Raw genomic sequence first — 18,241 nt, 5'->3', positions numbered from 1 at the left:
GCAGTCCGCCGCCGACATGGGCCTGCAGAGCTGGCAGACCGACCGCTCGCGGGCCCCGATCTCCACGAAGATCGTGGTCGCCGGTGGCTTCGGTGTCGGCAAGACCACCTTCGTCGGCTCGGTCTCGGAGATCACCCCGCTGCAGACCGAGGCGGTGATGACGCAGGCGAGCGCGGAGACGGACGATCTGACCGCCACGCCGGAGAAGAAGACCACCACGGTGGCGATGGACTTCGGCCGCATCACGCTCGACGAGGAGCTGGTGCTCTACCTGTTCGGCACGCCCGGACAGCAGCGCTTCTGGTTCATGTGGGACGACCTGGTGCGCGGCGCGATCGGCGCGATCGTGATGGCGGACACCCGACGCCTCGAGGACTGCTTCCCGGCGCTCGACTACTTCGAGAGCTGCCAGCTGCCCTACGTCGTCGCCGTCAACCACTTCGAGGGGACACCGATGTACGCGGTGGAGGACGTGCGGGACGCGCTGACCGTGCCGCCGCACGTACCCATCGTGATCATGGATGCGAGGAATCGGCCCACGGTCGTCGAATCGCTGCTGGCACTGGTCGGCCACGCGCTGGCCGAAACGCCCGAATAGGCTGCCGCCGCACCGATCCACCCCCGCCCCGAAGCAGCAGCGAACGCAGAGAAGAGCACCGCCATGCGGAAGATACTCGTCGTGGGAGCCGGCCAGTCCGGCCTCCAGCTCGCCCTTGGCCTCCAGTCCAAGGGGTACGAGGTCACCCTGATGTCCAACCGCACTCCCGACGAGATCCGCTCCGGACGGGTCATGTCGACGCAGTGCATGTTCCACACCGCCCTCCAGCACGAGCGCGACCTCCAGCTCAACTTCTGGGAGAGCCAGGCGCCGCGCATCGAGGGTCTGGGCGTCTCGGTCGCCGCCCCCGGCAGCTTCCAGTCGCCCGAGGGCTCGCAGCGGGCCATCGACTGGGTCGGCAAGCTCGACGGCTACGCCCAGTCCGTCGACCAGCGGGTCAAGATGGCCGGGTGGATGGAGACCTTCGCACAGCGCGGCGGTCAGCTCGTCATCCACGGCGCGGCAGTCTCCGACCTGGACTTCTTCGCCCGCCGCTACGATCTGACGCTGGTCTCGGCGGGCAAGGGCGAGCTGGTGTCGATGTTCGGCCGCGACGCGTCCCGTTCGCCGTACGACGCCCCGCAGCGCGCGCTGGCCGTCGCGTACGTCCACGGCATGGGGCCGCGCCCGGAGCACCCCGAGTTCGACGCGGTCCGCTGCAACCTGGTGCCCGGCGTCGGCGAGCTGTTCGTCATGCCGACGTTCACCAACTCCGGCCGTGCCGACATCCTCTTCTGGGAGGGCGTACCGGGTGGTCCGCTCGACGCGTTCCAGGGCGTCAAGGACCCCAACGAGCACCTGGCGCTCACCCTCGAACTGCTGGAGAAGTTCCTGCCGTGGGAGTACGCGCGCTCCACGAAGGTCGAACTGACCGATGCGCAGGGCACACTGGCCGGACGGTATGCGCCGACGGTGCGCAGGCCCGTCGGGCAGCTGCCCTCCGGCGGTCTGGTCCTCGGGGTCGCGGACGTCGTCGTGGCCAACGACCCGATCACCGGTCAGGGCTCCAACTCCGCCTCCAAGTGCGCGGCCGCCTACCTCGCCTCCATCGTCGAGCGCGGTGACCAGCCGTTCGACGCGGAGTGGATGCAGGCCACCTTCGACCGCTACTGGCAGACCGCGCAGCACGTCACCAAGTGGACCAACGCGATGCTGGCGCCGCCGCCCGAGCATGTGCTGAACCTGCTCGGTGCCGCCGGGCAGATCCAGCCGGTCGCGGACCGCTTCGCCAACGGCTTCAACGACCCCGCCGACTTCGAGAACTTCTTCTTCGAGCGGGAGAAGTGCGAGGCGTACCTCGGTTCGTTCGGCGGCCCGGAGGTCTGACCCCGGACCGTCCGCCGCTTCCCGTCCGTCGTCCCCGGCTCAGTGCCCGGGGGCGGCGGACGTCGCGTATCCGGTGTCCGCGCCGCCGGACGCCGGGCCGTCGGCGGTCACCTGGCGGGGCGCGGTGTAGCCGCTGACCGGCCGGGCGCCGGGGTCCGGGCGGACGGCGCCGATCGGCGGGTTGGCGGCGAGCGGGGAGACCCGGACGGCGGTGCCCGGGCGGGGCGCCTGGACGACCTTTCCGGCGCCGAGGTAGAGCGCCACATGGGTTGCGCCGGGGAAGTAGACGACGAGGTCGCCGGGGCGCAGCCGGTTCAGCGGGACGTGCGGGAGCCGCTTCCACTGCTCCTGGCTGGTGCGCGGGATGGGCCGCCCGGCGTGCGACCACGCCTGCGAGGTGAGGCCGGAGCAGTCGAAGGAGTCGGGCCCGGTCGCGCCCCAGACGTACGGTTTGCCGACCTGGCGGAGCCCGTAGGCGATGGCCCGGTCGCCCGCCGAGGAGGGGGCGCCCGCCGCGCCGAGTGCGCCCCGGGAGACCAGCGCCCGCTGGGCGGTGGCGGCGCCGTCGCTCTCCAGCCGGTCGAGGGTGGCGAGTTGGTCCTCGGAGAGTCCGGCGAGCAGTTTCTCGACGTCCTTGAGGCGGTTCTGCACGGTCGTCTGCTGGCGGGCGCGCTGTGCGGTGAGGGTGCGCTGCCGGGCGAGGGCGGCGTCCGCCTGCCGGGCGAGGGTGTCGGCCCGGCGCGCGTCGCGGGCCATCCGGTCGACGGTGGCGGCGGCTTCGGAGGCGGCGGTGTGCAGGAGGTGGCTGCGGTCCATCGCCTGCTCCGGGTCGTCGGCGAGCAGCACCCGGACGTACTGGGCCAAGGTGGCGGGGCCGCCGCCCTGGTACTGCTGGCGGGCGAGGCGCCCGGCGTCGGCGCGGGCCCCGGCGAGCCGGGCGCGGGCCTGCTGCAACTGGGCGTCGAGGGCCGTGGCGCGCGCCTGGGTGGCCTTGAGGTCCTCCTGGGTGGCGTTGTACGCCTCGGTGGACTCCTCGGCGGAACGGTAGAGGGCCTGGAGGCGGCGGAGGAGGGCGGCGGGGCTGTCGCCGCCCGGGGCCGAGGTGTCCGGGGCCGGGGTGTCCGGGGCGGCGGTCGTGGCCGGGTCCGGGGTGGGGGCGGCCGAGGCGGAGGCCGCGGGTCCGGCCAGCGCGGTGGCGCCCAGGAGCAGCGTGGCACCGGCCGCTCGCAGGGTGCGCGACGACCGCGGTGCGGGACCGGACATCAGACCACCTCCGACGCCGACGGCCGGGGCGCCGGGGTGCCCGGTGCTCCGGCCGTCGGCCGTATCCGTGACGTGCGAACGCAGGGGATGCTGCCACGGCGGGTGGTGATTTCCGTACGAAGAGGGAGGAGGCGGGCGGCTGGCTCACCCGATCGGCGTCGGGCGGGGCGGCGTGCGGGTGGGGTGCGGGCCCGTTCCGGTCAGCGGCCGAAGTAGGCGTCGAAGTTCTTCTGGAACTCCCAGTTGTTGAAGCGGTCCCAGTTGATCGACCAGGTCATCAGGCCGCCGAGGTCCGGCCAGGCGCCGTGCGGGGTGTAGCCGCCGCAGTCGGTGTTCTTGGTGAGGCAGTTGAGCGCCTTGGTGACGTCGCCGGTCGAGGTGTGGCCGTTGCCTGCGTTGGGCGATGCGGGCAGGCCGATCGCCACCTGGGAGGGCTTGAGCGGCGGGAAGACCTTGTCCTTGTCGCCCGCCACGGGGAAGCCGCTGAGCAGCATGTCCGTCATCGCGATGTGGAAGTCGGCGCTGCCCATGGTGTGGTACTGCTCGTCCAGCCCCATGATCGGGCCGGAGTTGTAGTCCTGGACGTGCAGCAGCGTCAGATCGTCGCGGAGCGCGTGGATCACCGGCAGATACGCCCCGGCGCGCGGGTCCTGGCCGCCCCACGGGCCGGAGCCGTAGAACTGGTGGCCCAGTTGGACGAAGAAGGTCTCCGGCGCCATCGTCAGCGTGAACGCGTCGCCGTACTTCGCCTTGAGCGACTTCACCGCCGCGATGAGGTTGACGACGGAGGGCGTGGTGGGCTTGGTGAAGTCGGTGTCGCCGTCGTCCAGGGAGAGGGAGTGCCCCTCGAAGTCGATGTCGAGGCCGTCGAGCCCGTAGCGGTCGATGATGTCGCCGACGGATTTCACGAAGGTGTCCCGGGCGGCGGCGGTGGTCAGCTGGACCTGGCCGTTCTGTCCGCCGATGGAGATCAGTACCTTCTTGCCCGCCGCCTGCTTGGCCTTGATCGCCGCCTTGAAGTCGTCCTCGCTCTCCACGCCCGGGCACTCGCTCTGCGGGCAGAGCGAGAAGCGGATGTCGCCGGAGGTGGGTGAGGTCGGCTCGCCGAAGGCCAGGTCGATGATGTCCCAGCTGTCGGGGACGTCGGCGAGGCGGGTGTAGCCGGAGCCGTTGGCGAAGCTGGTGTGGAGATAGCCGACGAGCGTGTGCCCGGCAGCGGCAGCGGGGCGGGCGGGTGCCGGGGCGGCGTGCGCCGGTCCGGTTCCGGCAAGGGCGGTGAGCGCGGCGGTGGCGGCGATGGCGGCGAGCGCGGCGGGCAGCGCACGGCGGCGGCGGGTGCGGCCGGGGCGGGCGGTGCGGGGCGAGCCGGTGCGCATGGTGCTGCTCCTTCGGTCGACGGCGCGGGACGGTGGCACGGGGCGGTGCACGGGCGGTGGCGCGGTGTCGAAGCGGGGGAGGCCGCCCCTGAAGGGGTCGATCCGGTCAGGGAGGCGGGGCGGCTCCCCCGGGCAGGAAGCAAACAGGACTAGACCATTGGGTGTCAATGGTCCGGACCAGAGTGGGATGCGGGTGCGCGGAGCGGGAGTTGGCGCGGCGGAGCGCCACCGGCCGGGCCCCGGGCGTCACCGGCCGAGGCGCGGGCGGCGCCGCCGGGCGTGTGGGGGAGCCCCGCGCCGGGCGGCACCTCGCGGGTGGTGTGCGGTCGGGGCGGGCGTACGGGACCGATGGCCGCACGCCTCGCCCCAACCTCTCAACTCGCCTTGCTCCAGGGCCACTTGAGGCGGCGCCGCCCCGTGTCGCCCTCGGGATCGTACGCGTAGCGCCAGCCGCGGGGCAGACCGAGGCGGCCGGGCGGGCCCGGGACGCGGCGGTAGACGTGCACCGTCGGCGGGGTGCCGTCGTCGTGCGGGACCGGCACGGTGTAGACCTTCGGCGGCCGTCCGGTCGCGTCGAGGAGGACCGGCAGCACCCGGCCGTCCAGCGGGCCACCGGTGAACGGGGTGTTCTCGCTTCTCACCGGGTCAGTGTCACACCGGCGGGGGTCACACGGCGGGGCGGACCGGTGCCCTGCGGGCGGCCCGCCCCCGGGCGCGCCGTCTCAGAGGAGGTGCCCCGCCTCGCCGAGCACCGGCAGGGCGCCGCGGGCCAGGACGCCGAGGCGGCCCTCGCGGGTCTCCAGGGCCAGGGCCCGGCGCAGCACCTGTGCGGTCTGCGGATCGCTCGCCGCCGTGGAGGTCAGCAGCGCGACGAAGTGGTCGACCAGCCAGTCCCGCAACTCGTCCAGCTCCGGGTTCTTCTCCTCGTCCAGCCAGATCAGCGAGGCGGCCTCCACCGCCGTGATCCACATCCGTACGGTCATCCGCAGCCGCCGCCCCGGCTCCGGCACGCCGAGGTGCTGGAGGATGCGGTCGGCCGCGGCGCGCCGGACCTCGTCCACGATCGCCGACGTCCGGGACGTCTCCACCACGCTGCCACCCTGGAGCAGCGCGCTGAACCCGGCGTCGTGCTCGTCGACGAAGGCGAGATAGCGGTCGAGGGCGTGCGAGAGGCGCTGGGTGAGCGGACCGGCCTCCGGTTCGTCGAAGCAGCCTTCCAGGGCGTCGGCGGCGCTGCGCAGCGCCGCCTCGTACAGCTGCTGTTTGCCGCCGGGGAAGTACCGGTAGACCAGCGGCCGGGAGACCCCGGCGGCGGTCGCGACGTCGTCGAGGGTGACGTCCTCGGGGGCGCGGTGGGCGAAGAGTCCCAGCGCGGCGGCGAGGAGTTGGCTGCGGCGCTGCTCCACACCCATCCTGCGGTAGGCCGGTCGGGGTACTGCTGGGGCGGTGCCGCTGCCGTTCATACCTGCAGGGTAACGGCCGCGGCTTCGCGGCTGCACAGACGCCCGGGCCGCCGCCCGCCGCGCCGCGCGGATCAGGCCAGCAGGCCGGAGCTGCGCCACAACTTGCGGCCCGCGCCGCGCAGTACGCCGATCTCGTCGAGGAAGTCGGTCAGCCGCTTGGCGCCGGACTGCATCACCTCACGGCGGTGCCCGCTCGCCCTGACCTGCGCGACGGCCTCCCGCCGGTCGAGCCCGACGTTGCTGTAGACCTCCGGGTTGACGAACGCGAGGGAGAAGACCCGCGCCGCCTCGCCCGAGCTGACCCGGGTCAGCTCCCGCTCCCAGCGCGGCGCGGTCACCATCTGCCGCCGCAACTCCTCGCGGGCGTAGCGCACATGGCGCGCCTCCTCGACGACATGGATCCGGGTCACCCCGCGCACCAGGGTCTGCACCCGCTCGTCCGGGAAGGTCAGCCGCTGCATCCAGTCGAGGATCTCCTCGCCGAGCAGGGTGCAGGCGAACGAACCGGGCGTGGTGGAGACGGTCTTGAGGATCCGGGCGAGGTTGTGGTTGAGGCGGGAGACCGGGTACGTGGGGGCGCCGGTGCGGGTGATCAGCCGGGCGAACATCTTGGAGTGGCGGCACTCGTCCGCGATCTCGGTGAGCGCGTAGCGGACGTGTGCGCTGGTCACGGGCTTGTCGTAGATGTGCCGGACCAGCAGCTGCATCAGGATGATCTCGAACCAGATGCCCAACGAGGCGAGTGAGGCGGCCTCGTGGCGGGAGAGGTCCTGCTGCTGTTCCACCGACATCCGGCGCCACAGCGGGGTGTCGTAGAGGGAGACCAGCTCCGGCGGCCAGTACCACTTGCCCGCTTCGAGCGGGGCGTCCCAGTCGAGTTCGGCGTCGGGGTCGAAGGAGTGCTTGGCGGAGGAGTCGAGCAGCCGCTCGGCCACCTGCTCGCGGTCCTTGAGCAGCCCGAGGGCGTCCCGCAGCACTTCGGTGTCCGGCACGGTCATCGCGGTCGTCGCGCTCGTCATGGCTGGGGCCACCTCGCTCATGGGGTTACCAACGGTCACCTCTTATGAGACTGCCTGTCAGCAAGCCCGTCAATCCCTCGCACGCGACTTCTTGACCCGCCGGTAAGGAGCGTGTGAGCCTCAGATGACCCCGTCGCCGGGCCGCGCCGCACGACGCGCCCGCCCGGCCGACGGGCGGAGCGTGACGACAGGCCCCAGCAGCCCGGTGAGCCGAGGAGACGCCCGTGTCGAGCCGCGAGACCTACACCCGAGAGCCGGACGACCTCCTGTGGGAGGTCCCCGCCGCCGGCGCCGCCCGCTTCAGCTGGGAGTACGACGAGGGCCGCGCCCGGCTCCTCGCCCTCTACCAGAAGGGCAAGGACAAGCAGTGGGACGCCACCACCCGCATCGACTGGGACCAGGAGGTCGACCCGTTCGACCCGCTCGGCACCCCCGACGAGGTGACCGCCCTGTACGGCACGGCGTACTGGGACCGGATGTCCGAGCGGGAGCGCGGCTCGCTGCGGCAGCACTTCGCGTCCTGGCAGTTCAGCCAGTTCCTCCACGGGGAGCAGGGCGCGATGGTGTGCGCCGCGCGGATCACCGAGTCGGTGCCCGACCTCGACGCGAAGTTCTACTCGGCCACCCAGGCCATGGACGAGGCGCGGCACGCGGAGATCTACAGCCGCTTCCTCCACGAGAAGGTCCAGCTGCTCTACCCCGTCAACGACAGCCTGCGCGCCCTCCTCGACGACACCCTGCGCGACGCCCGCTGGGACATGCCCTACCTCGGGATGCAGGTGCTCATCGAGGGCCTGGCGCTGGCCGCGTTCGGCATGCTCCGCGACACCACCACCAAGCCGCTGCCGCACCAGATCCTCGCCTACGTCATGCAGGACGAGGCCCGGCACGTCGCCTTCGGCCGGATGGCGCTGCGTGACCACTACCGGCAGCTCTCCGACGCCGAACTGCGCGAACGCGAGGAGTTCGTCATCGAGGGCTGCTACCTGATGCGGGACCGGCTGCGCGGTCTGGAGGTGCTGGAGAACTTCGGCATACCGCGCGCCGAGGCCCTGGAACTCACCGAGCAGTCGGAGTTCCTGCACCTCTTCCGCAAACTGCTCTTCAGCCGCATCGTGCCGTGCGTCAAGGACATCGGCCTGTGGGGCCCGCGGCTGCAACGCGCCTACGCCGACCTGGGCGTCCTCGATCTGGGCGATGCGCAGCTGGACGCGCTGATGGCCCAGGACGAGGAGATCGCCGAGCAGTTGGACGCGCGGCGCTTCGCTGCCGAGGAGGCGGCCCGCACCGCCGAGGTCGCCGCGACGGTGGCCGCGGGCGCGGCGGACGGCGAGGAGACCGGGGAGGAGACCGAGGGCGGGGCCGGGCGGGGCTGAGGCGGGCGGTCCGGGCCGGTCGGGCGGGCGCCCGTCACCGCGGGGCGCCCCGCCGCACCGGTCCGCCGCCGGGCTCAGCCCCCGTCCGCCGCCGCCCGCAACGCCTCGACGTCGAGCTTCTCCATCCCCAGCATCGCCTGGAGCGCCCGCTGGGCGCGGGCCGGATCCGGATCGGCCATCAGCTCCCCGAGCGCGTCGGGGACCACCTGCCAGGACAGCCCGTAGCGGTCCTTGAGCCAGCCGCACGGACCGGTGCGGCCACCCTTGCCCAGGGCGTCCCAGTAGTAGTCGACCTCGGACTGGTCCGCGCAGTTGATCAGCAGCGAGATCGCCTCGTCGAAGGTGAACTCCGGCCCGCCGTTGATCGCCGTGTACGGCTGCCCGTCCAGCTCGAAGTCGACGGTCAGCACCGTCCCGGCCGGTCGCGGACCGGCCTCGCCGTAGTACGAGACCTGGGTGACGCGGGAGTGGGGGAACACCGAGACGTAGAACTCGGCGGCGTCCTTCGCCTGGGTGTCGAACCAGAGATTCGGGGTGATCCTCGGCATGGTGCGCTCCTGGAGTCGGCGGACGGGACGCACGCCCCGCTTGTCCTGACAACGACCGCGCCACCCCGGGGCGGCGCCGCCATCGGGGGGACCCGCCGCCCGGTCAGCCCACCGGATGCCGCCCGGAGCGGGCCGCCCACCGGCCCGCGTGCCGGGACACCTCCACGGGGCGGCCGAAGCACGCCGTCATCCGGGGGCCGGTCAGCACCTCCGCCACCGGGCCGCGCGCCTGCACCCGGCCCTCGCGCAGCAGCAGCGCGTGGCCGACGGTGGGCGACAGCTCCTCCAGATGGTGGGTGACGGTGACGGTCGCCAGCTCCGGGCGGTCCACGGCGAGCCGGTGGAGCGCGTCGATCAGATCCTCGCGCGAGGGCAGGTCCAGGGCGTTGAACGGCTCGTCCAGCAGGAGCAGCGACGGGTCGGCCATCAGCGCCCGGGCGATCAGGATCCGCGCCCGCTGCCCGCCGGAACAGACCCGGAACGGCTGGTCCGCCAGCTCCGCGCAGTCCAGCTCCGCGAGCAGTGTGTGCGCCCGCTCCCGGGTGGCGTCGTCGTACGTCCGCCACAGCGGCTGCACGGTGCCGCTCGCACCGGTGAGGACGACGGTGTGCCCGGTCGCGTCCTGCGGCACCTGCTGTGCGCTCGACACCAGCCCGATCACCGCGCGCAACTCCCGTACGTCGACGGCGCCGAGCCGGTGGCCGAGCACCTCGACCGTGCCGACCGTCGGGAACATCAGCGCGCCCACCAGCCGCAGCACGGTGGTCTTTCCTGCCCCGTTCGCGCCGAGCAGCGCCCAGTGCTCCCCGGCCCGGACCGTCCAGTCGACGCCGTCCAGGATCGGCCGCCCGGTGGTGTGCCGACGGACGCCCACACCGGTGAGGGCGGCCACGACCCGCGGGGCGGCGCCGGGGGCGGGAAGGGGCGCTCCTTCGGGGAGCGTTGCCGAAGGACGCGTGGACGGAGGCTGGGGGAGGGGCATGGGGCGCAGGGTAGCGACGCGGCGCCGCTCCGGGCGGGGGCGTCCGGGGTGTGGAACCGGGAGCCCCGTCACCGGGTGGCAGGGTGGCCGGGTGGTCGTCGGTCGCGTGCGGGAGGGCGCCGCCCGCCGCCGGACCGCCCCCCACCGGCCCCGCTACTCCGCCAGTCCCAACAGCCCCCGCATCCGGGCGTACTTCGCCGTCAGCCGGTCCCGGGTCGGGGCGTCGAGCGCCGCGAGGCGGGCCGGGTCGGCGTTGTGGGCCAGATCGGCGGTCTTGACCAGCAGGGCGCCCGGGGTGGCCAGGACGCGGGCGGCGTACTCCTCGGGCGGTTCGCCGGCCCGCTTGGTGACGGCGAGGACCATCGCCTTCGTCGCGTCCGGCAGCGCCGCCCGCGCCAGCTCCCCGGCGGAGAGCGCCCCGTCCTCCACCGCGTCGTGGAGCCAGGCGGCGGCGAGCTGCTCCGGGGTGCCGCCCCGTGCCCGCACCCCGTGGGCGACCGCCGCCAAATGCTCCGCGTACGGGCGGCCCGCCTTGTCCGTCTGCCCGGCGTGCACCCGCCGCGCCCACGCCTCGACCTCCGCCGTGGTCAGCGGGGCGGCCGCACCGGACCCCGCCGCGCCCCGCGCCGCCGTACCGCCGTCAGGTTCCGTCATGCGGTCATTGTGCCGGGGCGCGCGGGCCGCACGCCGGGCCCGTACGGGAACGGGCCGCACGGGGCGGGCCGCACGGGGCGGGCTCAGCGGAGCGCCGCCCGCATCACCGCGCCCGCGATCGGGGCGGCGCTGCCGCCGCCGCTGATCTCGGTCCGGTCGGCCGCCGCGTCCTCGACCACCACCGCGACCGCCACCGCGGGCTGCGCGGCGTCCTCCCGGCGCGCCCACGAGATGAACCAGGCGTACGGGGTGCCCTCGTTGTGGACGCCGTGCTGGGCGGTGCCGGTCTTGCCGCCGACGACCGCGCCGCCGATCGCGGCGCGGTGCCCGCTGCCGTGCGCGACGACATCCACCATCAGCTCCTGGAGCCGCCGGGCGGTCGCCGGGCCCATCGCCCGGACCGGCGCCGGGCGCTCCGGTGCGGCGAGCGCCGTCCCGGACGCGTCGGTCACCTCGTCCACCAGATAGGGCGCCGCCCGCTCCCCGTCGTCCGCCACCGTCGCCGCGACCGACGCCATCTGCAGCGGCGTCGCCGTCGTGTCGTACTGGCCGATCGAGGACAGCGCCAGCTGCGCACGGTCCATCGCCGTGTCGAAGGTGCTCGCCGCGACCGGCGAGGGGATGCGCGGCCCGCGCCCGTCGAAGCCGAACGCCCGCGCCGTGCGGACCATCGTCGCCAGCCCCGCGTCGACGCCCAACCGCGCGAAGACGGTGTTGCAGGAGACCCGGAACGCCTCCCGCAGCGAGGCGTTCTCACAGTCGTCCGACTCGTTGACCAGCACCGTGTCCGTACCGGGCAGGGTGTACGGATCGGGGGAGTCGGTGGGCTCGTCCGGGTCGGTGACCAGCCCGCTCTCCAGCGCCGCCGCGGCGGTGACCACCTTGAACGCCGAACCGGGCGGATAGGTCTGCCGGATCGCCCGGTTGAGCATCGGCTGCCGCGCCGCCCCGGTCAGCCGCCGCCACGCCGCCGTCACCCGGGGCCCGTTCCCCGACAGCTGCGCCGGGTCGTACGAGGGCGTGGAGACCAGCGCCAGGACGCGGCCGGTGCGCGGTTCGAGCGCGGCGACCGCGCCGGTACGGTCGCCCAGCCCCGCGAACGCCGCGCGCTGCACCGCCGGATCGATGGTCGTCGCGACCGTCCCGCCCCGCCGCCGCGCCCGCGTCAGCCCGTCCCACCAGGGGAACGCCGTCAGCCGCGGATCGGTCCCGGCCAGCACCCCGTCCTCGGCGCGCTCCAGCAGCGAGGTGCCGTACGTCTGCGAGGAGAAGCCGGTGACCGGCGCGTACAGCGGGCCGTCGGTGTACGTCCGCTCGTGCCGCAGCCGCCCGCCGCTGTCGTGCGAACCGGTCACCGGCCGCCCCGCGACGAGCACCGCGCCGCGCGGCTCCGCGTACCGCGCGATCTGCGCCCGGCGGTTGGCCGGATCGGCGGCCAGCTCCGGGGCGCGGAAGACCTGCACCCACGCCGCGTTGCCCAGCAGCGCGACGAAGAGCAGCAGACAGAAGACGGCGGCGTGCCGGGTGCAGCGGATCACCGGCCCGCCTCCGGGGCGCGCCCGGCCACCGCCACCGCCTCGGTCTCCACGGTGTCCCGCAGCGCGTCCGGCGCGTCCCCCGGCGGCCTGCGGGCCCGGTCGCTGAGGCGGATCAGCAGGGCCACCACCAGCCAGTTCGTCACCAGCGAGGAGCCGCCCTGGGCCAGGAACGGCAGCGCCATCCCGGTCAGCGGGATCAGCCCCATCACCCCACCGGCGATCACGAAGACCTGCACCGCGGGGAGCGAGGCGAGCCCGACCGCCAGCAGCCCGCCGAACGGGTCGGGCAGCCCCAGCCCGGCGCGGAAGCCCCGCGCCACCAGGATCGCGTAGAGCAGGAAGAGCGCGGTCAGCCCGGCGAGCCCCAGCTCCTCCCCGAACGTCGCCAGCAGGAAGTCGGACTTCATGGCGAAGCCGATGAGGTACGAGTCGCCGCGGCCCAGCCCCGTGCCCAGCAGCCCGCCCGCCCCGAACGCGTACAGCGACTGCGCCAGTTGCCCCGGGCCCGCGCCCGTCGCGACCCCGGCGAACGGATGCAGCCAGTCCGCCACCCGGCTGTGCACATGCGGCTCCAGCACCGCCACGGCGGTCGCCCCCGCACCGGCCAGCAGCAGCCCGACCGCCAGCCAGCCCAGCCGCCCGGTCGCCACGTAGAGCAGGACGACGAAGATGCAGAAGTACAGGAGCGAGGTGCCGAGGTCGCGTTCGAGGACGAGGATGGCGACGGTCAGCAGCCAGACCGTGGCGACCGGGCGGAGCATCCGCAGCGCCGCGCGCCGCGCCGCACCGGGGCCGTCCGCCGGGGGCGCCGCCCGGTGGGCCGCGAGCCGCGCCGCGAAGAACACCGTGATCAGCACCTTCGCGAACTCGCCCGGCTGGATCGAGAACCCGGCGAGCCGGATCCAGATCTTGGCGCCGTTGACCGCCGGGAACGCCAGCGGCGCGAGCATCAGCGCCAGCGCCAGCGCCGCGCACACCGGCCCGTACCGCGCCAGCCGCCGGTGGTCGCGCACCAGCAGCACCGCCGCGGTGAAGAGCGCGATCCCGACCGCCGACCAGACCAGCTGCGCCGGTGCCGCGTGGTGGCCGGGCGTCGCCAGGTCCAGCCGGAAGATGAGGACGAGGCCGAGCCCGTTGAGGAGGACGGCGACCGGCAGCAGCAGCGGATCGGCGTGCGGGGCGCCGTACCGCACCGCCAGATGGGCCAGGAGTGCGAGGGCGCCGAGCCCCGCGCCGTACCCCGCGGCGCCGCCGGGCACCGCGCCCCGCACCGTCAGCCCGACGACGGCGTACCCGCAGACGCTGATCAGCACCGCGCCGGTCAGCAGGACCAGCTCGACGCCGCGCCGCCGGGAGACCGGCGGGCGCGGCGGCGGCCGGTCCGCCGCCCGGGCGGACGACGCCGGTGCCGGGGGCGGGGCCGTTGCCGTCATGCCTGGCAACGTAGCAAGTAAGGCGGCTTATATGCGTTATGTCGGATCGTGCGCTGCTCATGTCGGAATGCCATTGCTTCCGAGGTAATTCCGCTTCGTTCCACGGGGAGGCCGAGACGGCTCCCGGCGGCCGGTGCGCGGGAACAGCGGATTCCCCGGGGCGACGGCGGATCGTCGTGCCGGGGACCGGAACGCGTACGCCCCCGCGCGGACGAACCGGGTCCGCGCTCCGGGCAACTCCGTACCGGAAATCGGCGTCCTGGTTACGGAAGTTCAGGGCGATGCCCGGGCCGTACGGGAGTGGTGGATGAAGATCGCACGGGGGGTCGGGGGAATTCCAGGGATGTCCCCGACGTATATCAGGGCCGTTGGGCCCTCGGCGCCGCCTGGGGTGCTTTGTAAACTCGACGCCGAAGACAAGGGCCGAGCGCGTCACGCCGGCCGCGGGCGACCGGCGACGCCGGTTGACGTCACGGACCCGCGCCGTGACCGCCGCAAGCGAGGGGCCGGGGGTGCCGGAAAAACACCCCCTACGGCGTACGGCAGCACTGCGCACGCCGGGCGGACGCCCCGCGCTTCCTCGGTCCCTCCGGGCCGCCGAGTGCGGATGACCGTCCCCCTCGACGAAAGGCAGTATTAGCGTCATGACGACACTCCGTTCCCGGATCATCGCCTGGGCCGGCCGGCTGTATCTCGCGAGAACGCGGAAGAAGGGCTTCGATCTCTCGCGGATGTCCTTCCTGCCCGAATCGGTGCTGATGCCGCTGCGGCGCGACGGACTCGACCCGGTGCCCGAGCTGGGAGCCGTCCGGGAGAAGGAGCCCATCACCAAGCTGCCGGTGCCGATAGCCGCGAACGTCTGGCTGGTCACCGGCTATGACGAGGTCAAGGCGGTGCTCGGCAAGGCGAACGCCTTCAGCTCGGACTTCACCCACCTCGTCGGCAAGGCGGGCGCGGAGGCGGAGCAGAACCCGGGCGGACTGGGCTTCGCCGACCCGCCGGTCCACACCCGGCTGCGGCGGCTGCTCACCCCGGAATTCACCATGCGCCGCCTGAGCCGCCTCACCCCGCGTATCCACGAGATCGTGGAGGAGCGGCTGGACGCCATGGAGCGGGCGGGCAAGGACGGCGAACCGGTCGATATCGTCCAGGCTTTCGCGCTGCCCATTCCCTCTCTGGTGATTTGCGAACTCCTCGGTGTGCCCTATGAGGACCGCGCGGATTTCGAGCGGTTGAGCGCCGCGCGCTTCGACCTCTTCAGCGGCGCCAACGCGTCCTTCGGCGCCATATCGGAATCCCTGCAGTATTTCCGTGAGGTCGTCAAGAAGCAGCGCAAGGATCCGGGCGACGGCCTCCTCGGCATGATCGTCAAGGAGCACGGCGACTCCGTCAGCGACGAGGAGCTGGCCGGTCTCGCCGACGGCGTCCTCACCGGCGGCTTCGAGACCACCGCGAGCATGCTGGCCCTCGGCGCCCTCGTCCTCCTCCAGGACCCGGACCACTTCGCGGCGCTCAAGGACGGCGACGAAGCCGTCGAACGGTACGTCGAGGAGCTGCTGCGCTACCTCACCGTCGTCCAGGTCGCCTTCCCGCGCTTCGCCCGTGAGGACCTGGAGATCGGCGGTGTGCGGATCGCCGCCGGTGACGTCGTGCTCTGCTCCCTGAGCGGCGCGGACCGCGACGGCGGTCTCGGTCCCGACATGGAGCGCTTCGACCCCGAGCGGAACGTCCCCTCCCACCTCGCCTTCGGCTACGGCATCCACCGCTGCGTCGGCGCCGAGCTGGCCCGGATGGAGCTGCGCGCGGCCTACCCGGCCCTCGTCCGCCGCTTCCCGACGATGCGCCTCGCCGTCGAACCGGAGAACCTCAGCTTCCGCAAGCTCTCCATCGTCTACGGCATCGACTCCCTCCCGGTACACCTGGGCGGCTGAACCCGCCCCGCGGAGCGTCACCCCGGCGCACCCGTCCCGGCTACGCGGATGGGGCGTCGGGGTGTGGTGTATCGGGAGCGGGGACCCCACCCTCACCCAACTCCCCCTATTCCCCGCCCACTTGACGGATCACCGTTGCCCGGCCCCTCCCCGCCCCATACATTGATCGCGCCCATCCGGCTCCACCCGCCGTACGGTCGGCGGGACTTGGGAGGATCCATGCGCATACGCGCCTCCGTCCGCACCTCCGGCCACCGGCGCCCCGCGCCCCTGCGCGCCGCCGCGCGCGCCGCCGCGGCCGTCGGGGCGGCCTTCGCCGCCGCCCTCGCGCTCACCGCCGCCGCGCCCGCCGGTGCCGCCCCGGCTCCGGCCGCCGGGCCCGCGCAGCCCGTCGAGTACTTCACCGGGCCCGGCGGCCACCCCCACCACACCACCGTGCCCGCCTCCGCCCCGCTCGCCCCGGCCGCGCGCACCTCCATCGCCGCCGACGGCGACGTCACCTCGCTGGTCAAGAACGGCCCGGTCGCCGACAAGCTCGACGTGGTCTTCATCGGCGACGGCTACACCGCCGACCAGCAGGAGGACTTCCACAAGGCGGCCCGCGCCAAGTGGGCGAAGATGACGGCCGTCGAGCCGTACGCCTCGTACACCAAGCTCTTCAACGTCTGGGCCGTCGACGCCGTCTCCAAGGACTCCGGCGTCTCCGGCGACCCGACCCAGGACGTCGTCCGCAACACCGCCCTCGGCTCCGCCTTCTTCTGCAGCGGCACCGAGCGGCTGCTCTGCGTCGACACCGCCAAGGTCGAGGCGTACGCCGCCAAGGCGCCCGCCGCCGACCTCGTCGTCGTCCTCGGCCACTCGACCAAGTACGGCGGCGCCGGGTACAACGACGTCTCCTCGAAGGTCGGCTACGACGGCATCGCCACCGCCTCGTCCGACAACGACCAGTCCGACCAGATCGCCGTCCACGAGACCGGCCACTCCCTGGGCAAGCTCGCCGACGAGTACGACTACGGCCAGGAGGGCACCTACACCGGCCCCGAGCCCACCGAGAGCAACATCTCCACCCTCGGCGCCGACGCGATGAAGTCCCAGCAGAAGAAGTGGTACCGCTGGCTGGGCCAGGAGTCCCCGGACGGCGGCAAGGTCGGCGCGTACGAGGGCGGCGGCTACTACGAGAAGGGGCTCAACCGCCCCACCGACAACTCGATCATGCGGACCCTGGGGCAGGAGTTCAACCTCCCCGGCCGGGAGGCGATGATCGCCGGGTTCCACCGCCACGCCAAGACGCTGACCGCCGAGGTCCCCACCGGGCGGACCCTCGCCCGCGGCGGCGTCCTCCGCGTCACCCCGATGCCCGGCGCCACCCCGCGCTGGTACGTCGACGGCCGCGAGATCCGCTCCGCACGCGGCGCGACCACGGTGCGCCCCGCCGCCCTCGGCGTCCCCGCCGACGGCCGCCACCACACCGTCACCGCCCGCGCCACCGACCCCACGGACGCGGTCCGCACCCCGTCCCTGCGCACCCTCCTGACCAGCGAACTCAGCTGGCGGGTGCGGGGCTGACCGGTCGGACTACGCCGACCCGCGCGGGCGGTCCGGGGCCGATCCCCGGTCCGCCCGCGCGGCGTAGACGATCACCCCGCCACGCACGCGGATCTCCATGGGCCGGCCGCCGCCGGGCAGCGCGAGCACGCCCGTACCCTCCAGGTCACCGGCGTGCCAGGCGCCCCGCTCCAGCGCCTCGGGCCACTGCCGCCGCGGCCGGGCCCCACGGGTGGACAGGTCCCTCGTCCACGCGCCGCCCTCCTCCAGGAGCAGCCGTACCGGAACGCCGGTGTCCTTCTTCCGCGGAAGCCGCTGCACCGCGGTCACCGGGCGCCAGGGATGCGCCTCCAGGACGCGGCGGACGCGCTTCAGGGTCTGCAGGGGGATCAGGTGGCGGCAGGCGAAGCCGCCGCAGACGAGCAGCGCCACGGCGTTCACCGCGGCGAGCAGATTGCTGCCGCCCCGTCCCCGGCGCCCGCTCCACGTCACGTCGGACAGTGCGATGACCCCGGAGCTGTCGAGCGTGGTCAGTACGAGGAAGAACACCACCCAGGCGGCCGCCAGGCAGGCCAGGTGGATCCGCACCCGCCGCCGCTCCGCGATCCAGGCGGCCCGCGTCCCCGCGTCCTCGAAGGCGACGGTGCCCGGAACCGCATGCTCCGCAGACCCCACCGGAATGTCTCCCTTTTCGAACACCAGGCCACCGTCATCGGGAAAGGCCCTTCTTCAGGGCCGGAGATTACGCATACTTGATACTTGCTATACCTTAGCCTGGCGTCGCGCCAGGTGGGACATGAGTGCCCCAATTGCCCCTCGTGCGACCTATGTTCACTTCGCTGGCCGGGGGAAAGAGGTTACTGGTGTCCGATGAGTTCAAAGTGGATCTCACACAACTCGCGTCATTCGGTCGTGTGTTGAAGAAATCCGTTGAGGATCTGGAAGGCGCCCGCAAGGCGCTTTCGGCCGTCAGTACCGAACAGATCGGAACGGCACGCCTGGACAAGTCGTGCGAAACGTTCCAGGAGCGGTGGAAATACGGCACCGGCGAACTGAAGGACCTGATCAAGGCGGTCGACGAGGGAGTCGAGAAGACCGCGTTGAGCTACAAGGAGCTGGAGGACAACCTCTCCAAGGCGCTCAAGAAGATGAACGAAACCGCAACCGCGAACGCGGGGGAGCGCTGACC

16 protein-coding genes and 1 pseudogene are annotated in these 18,241 nt (G+C 73.2%); 6 read left to right on the top strand and 11 right to left on the bottom strand.

What is annotated here, in order from left to right:
* Window positions 1-16: 16 nt before the first annotated feature.
* Both IF23_RS0106565 and IF23_RS0106560 read left to right on the top strand, forming a co-directional pair.
* Entirely contained in the window at window positions 17-598 is a 582-nt protein-coding gene (locus IF23_RS0106565) for a GTP-binding protein (RefSeq protein WP_051739329.1), read from the top strand.
* A 63-nt stretch (window positions 599-661) separates the two neighbouring features.
* A complete protein-coding gene (locus IF23_RS0106560) occupies window positions 662-1,924 on the top strand; it encodes a styrene monooxygenase/indole monooxygenase family protein (protein WP_030280778.1) in 1,263 nt (420 codons plus the stop codon).
* Window positions 1,925-1,963: 39 nt separating this feature from the next.
* Here the strand turns inward: IF23_RS0106560 and IF23_RS0106555 are convergent, their stop codons facing one another.
* The 5 genes and pseudogenes from IF23_RS0106555 to IF23_RS0106535 all read right to left on the bottom strand — a co-directional run bounded on the left by IF23_RS0106555 (window position 1,964) and on the right by IF23_RS0106535 (window position 7,045).
* Window positions 1,964-3,187 (bottom strand): C40 family peptidase, encoded by a 1,224-nt coding sequence (locus tag IF23_RS0106555; RefSeq protein ID WP_030280776.1) that lies wholly within the window; start codon window positions 3,185-3,187, stop codon window positions 1,964-1,966.
* 200 nt (window positions 3,188-3,387) lie between these two features.
* A pseudogene (locus tag IF23_RS0106550) lies at window positions 3,388-4,395 on the bottom strand (chitinase); the annotation flags it as partial.
* Window positions 4,396-4,937: 542 nt separating this feature from the next.
* Window positions 4,938-5,204, bottom strand: a complete 267-nt coding sequence (locus IF23_RS0106545) for a hypothetical protein (protein ID WP_030280771.1) — start codon at window positions 5,202-5,204, stop codon at window positions 4,938-4,940.
* An 81-nt stretch (window positions 5,205-5,285) separates the two neighbouring features.
* Window positions 5,286-6,026, bottom strand: coding sequence for a TetR/AcrR family transcriptional regulator (locus IF23_RS0106540; protein WP_051739310.1), 741 nt, complete (start codon window positions 6,024-6,026; stop codon window positions 5,286-5,288).
* 71 nt (window positions 6,027-6,097) lie between these two features.
* Window positions 6,098-7,045: an AurF N-oxygenase family protein gene (locus tag IF23_RS0106535; RefSeq protein WP_030280767.1), complete on the bottom strand. Its 948-nt coding sequence runs from the start codon at window positions 7,043-7,045 to the stop codon at window positions 6,098-6,100.
* 224 nt (window positions 7,046-7,269) lie between these two features.
* Between IF23_RS0106535 and IF23_RS0106530 the strand changes: the two genes are divergently transcribed.
* Window positions 7,270-8,421 carry a ferritin-like domain-containing protein gene (locus IF23_RS0106530; protein ID WP_051739308.1) on the top strand — a complete coding sequence of 384 codons (1,152 nt, stop codon included), beginning with the start codon at window positions 7,270-7,272 and terminating at the stop codon, window positions 8,419-8,421.
* 74 nt (window positions 8,422-8,495) lie between these two features.
* Here IF23_RS0106530 and IF23_RS0106525 read toward each other — a convergent pair whose 3' ends face one another.
* The 5 genes from IF23_RS0106525 to IF23_RS0106505 all read right to left on the bottom strand — a co-directional run bounded on the left by IF23_RS0106525 (window position 8,496) and on the right by IF23_RS0106505 (window position 13,576).
* Window positions 8,496-8,969 carry a VOC family protein gene (locus IF23_RS0106525; protein WP_030280764.1) on the bottom strand — a complete coding sequence of 158 codons (474 nt, stop codon included), beginning with the start codon at window positions 8,967-8,969 and terminating at the stop codon, window positions 8,496-8,498.
* 103 nt (window positions 8,970-9,072) lie between these two features.
* Window positions 9,073-9,951: an ABC transporter ATP-binding protein gene (locus IF23_RS0106520; protein ID WP_030280763.1), complete on the bottom strand. Its 879-nt coding sequence runs from the start codon at window positions 9,949-9,951 to the stop codon at window positions 9,073-9,075.
* A gap of 153 nt (window positions 9,952-10,104) precedes the next feature.
* On the bottom strand, window positions 10,105-10,605 hold the full coding sequence (locus IF23_RS0106515) for an HD domain-containing protein (protein WP_078653825.1): 501 nt from the start codon (window positions 10,603-10,605) through the stop codon (window positions 10,105-10,107).
* Window positions 10,606-10,688: 83 nt separating this feature from the next.
* Window positions 10,689-12,143, bottom strand: coding sequence for a penicillin-binding transpeptidase domain-containing protein (locus IF23_RS0106510; RefSeq protein ID WP_030280759.1), 1,455 nt, complete (start codon window positions 12,141-12,143; stop codon window positions 10,689-10,691).
* Window positions 12,140-13,576 (bottom strand): FtsW/RodA/SpoVE family cell cycle protein, encoded by a 1,437-nt coding sequence (locus tag IF23_RS0106505; protein ID WP_051739307.1) that lies wholly within the window; start codon window positions 13,574-13,576, stop codon window positions 12,140-12,142. Before IF23_RS0106505 ends, IF23_RS0106510 begins: the two co-directional genes overlap by 4 nt.
* A gap of 644 nt (window positions 13,577-14,220) precedes the next feature.
* Between IF23_RS0106505 and IF23_RS0106500 the strand changes: the two genes are divergently transcribed.
* Together IF23_RS0106500 and IF23_RS0106495 are read left to right on the top strand one after the other, a co-directional pair.
* Window positions 14,221-15,507 carry a cytochrome P450 gene (locus IF23_RS0106500; protein WP_030280756.1) on the top strand — a complete coding sequence of 429 codons (1,287 nt, stop codon included), beginning with the start codon at window positions 14,221-14,223 and terminating at the stop codon, window positions 15,505-15,507.
* Window positions 15,508-15,726: 219 nt separating this feature from the next.
* Window positions 15,727-17,073, top strand: a complete 1,347-nt coding sequence (locus tag IF23_RS0106495) for a M64 family metallopeptidase (protein ID WP_051739305.1) — start codon at window positions 15,727-15,729, stop codon at window positions 17,071-17,073.
* Between the two features lie 9 nt (window positions 17,074-17,082).
* Here IF23_RS0106495 and IF23_RS0106490 read toward each other — a convergent pair whose 3' ends face one another.
* Window positions 17,083-17,727, bottom strand: a complete 645-nt coding sequence (locus IF23_RS0106490; protein ID WP_030280752.1) for a hypothetical protein — start codon at window positions 17,725-17,727, stop codon at window positions 17,083-17,085.
* A 188-nt stretch (window positions 17,728-17,915) separates the two neighbouring features.
* Here IF23_RS0106490 and IF23_RS0106485 point away from each other — a divergent pair, with 188 nt between their 5' ends.
* Window positions 17,916-18,239 (top strand): hypothetical protein, encoded by a 324-nt coding sequence (locus IF23_RS0106485; protein ID WP_030280750.1) that lies wholly within the window; start codon window positions 17,916-17,918, stop codon window positions 18,237-18,239.
* Window positions 18,240-18,241: the final 2 nt, after the last annotated feature.

Origin of the sequence: Streptomyces catenulae, assembly GCF_000718015.1 — a bacterium.
In the GTDB taxonomy this organism is placed as follows: domain Bacteria; phylum Actinomycetota; class Actinomycetes; order Streptomycetales; family Streptomycetaceae; genus Streptomyces; species Streptomyces catenulae.
Note: the sequence above shows the minus strand (reverse complement) of the source record. Positions and strands in the feature narration are given on the sequence as shown.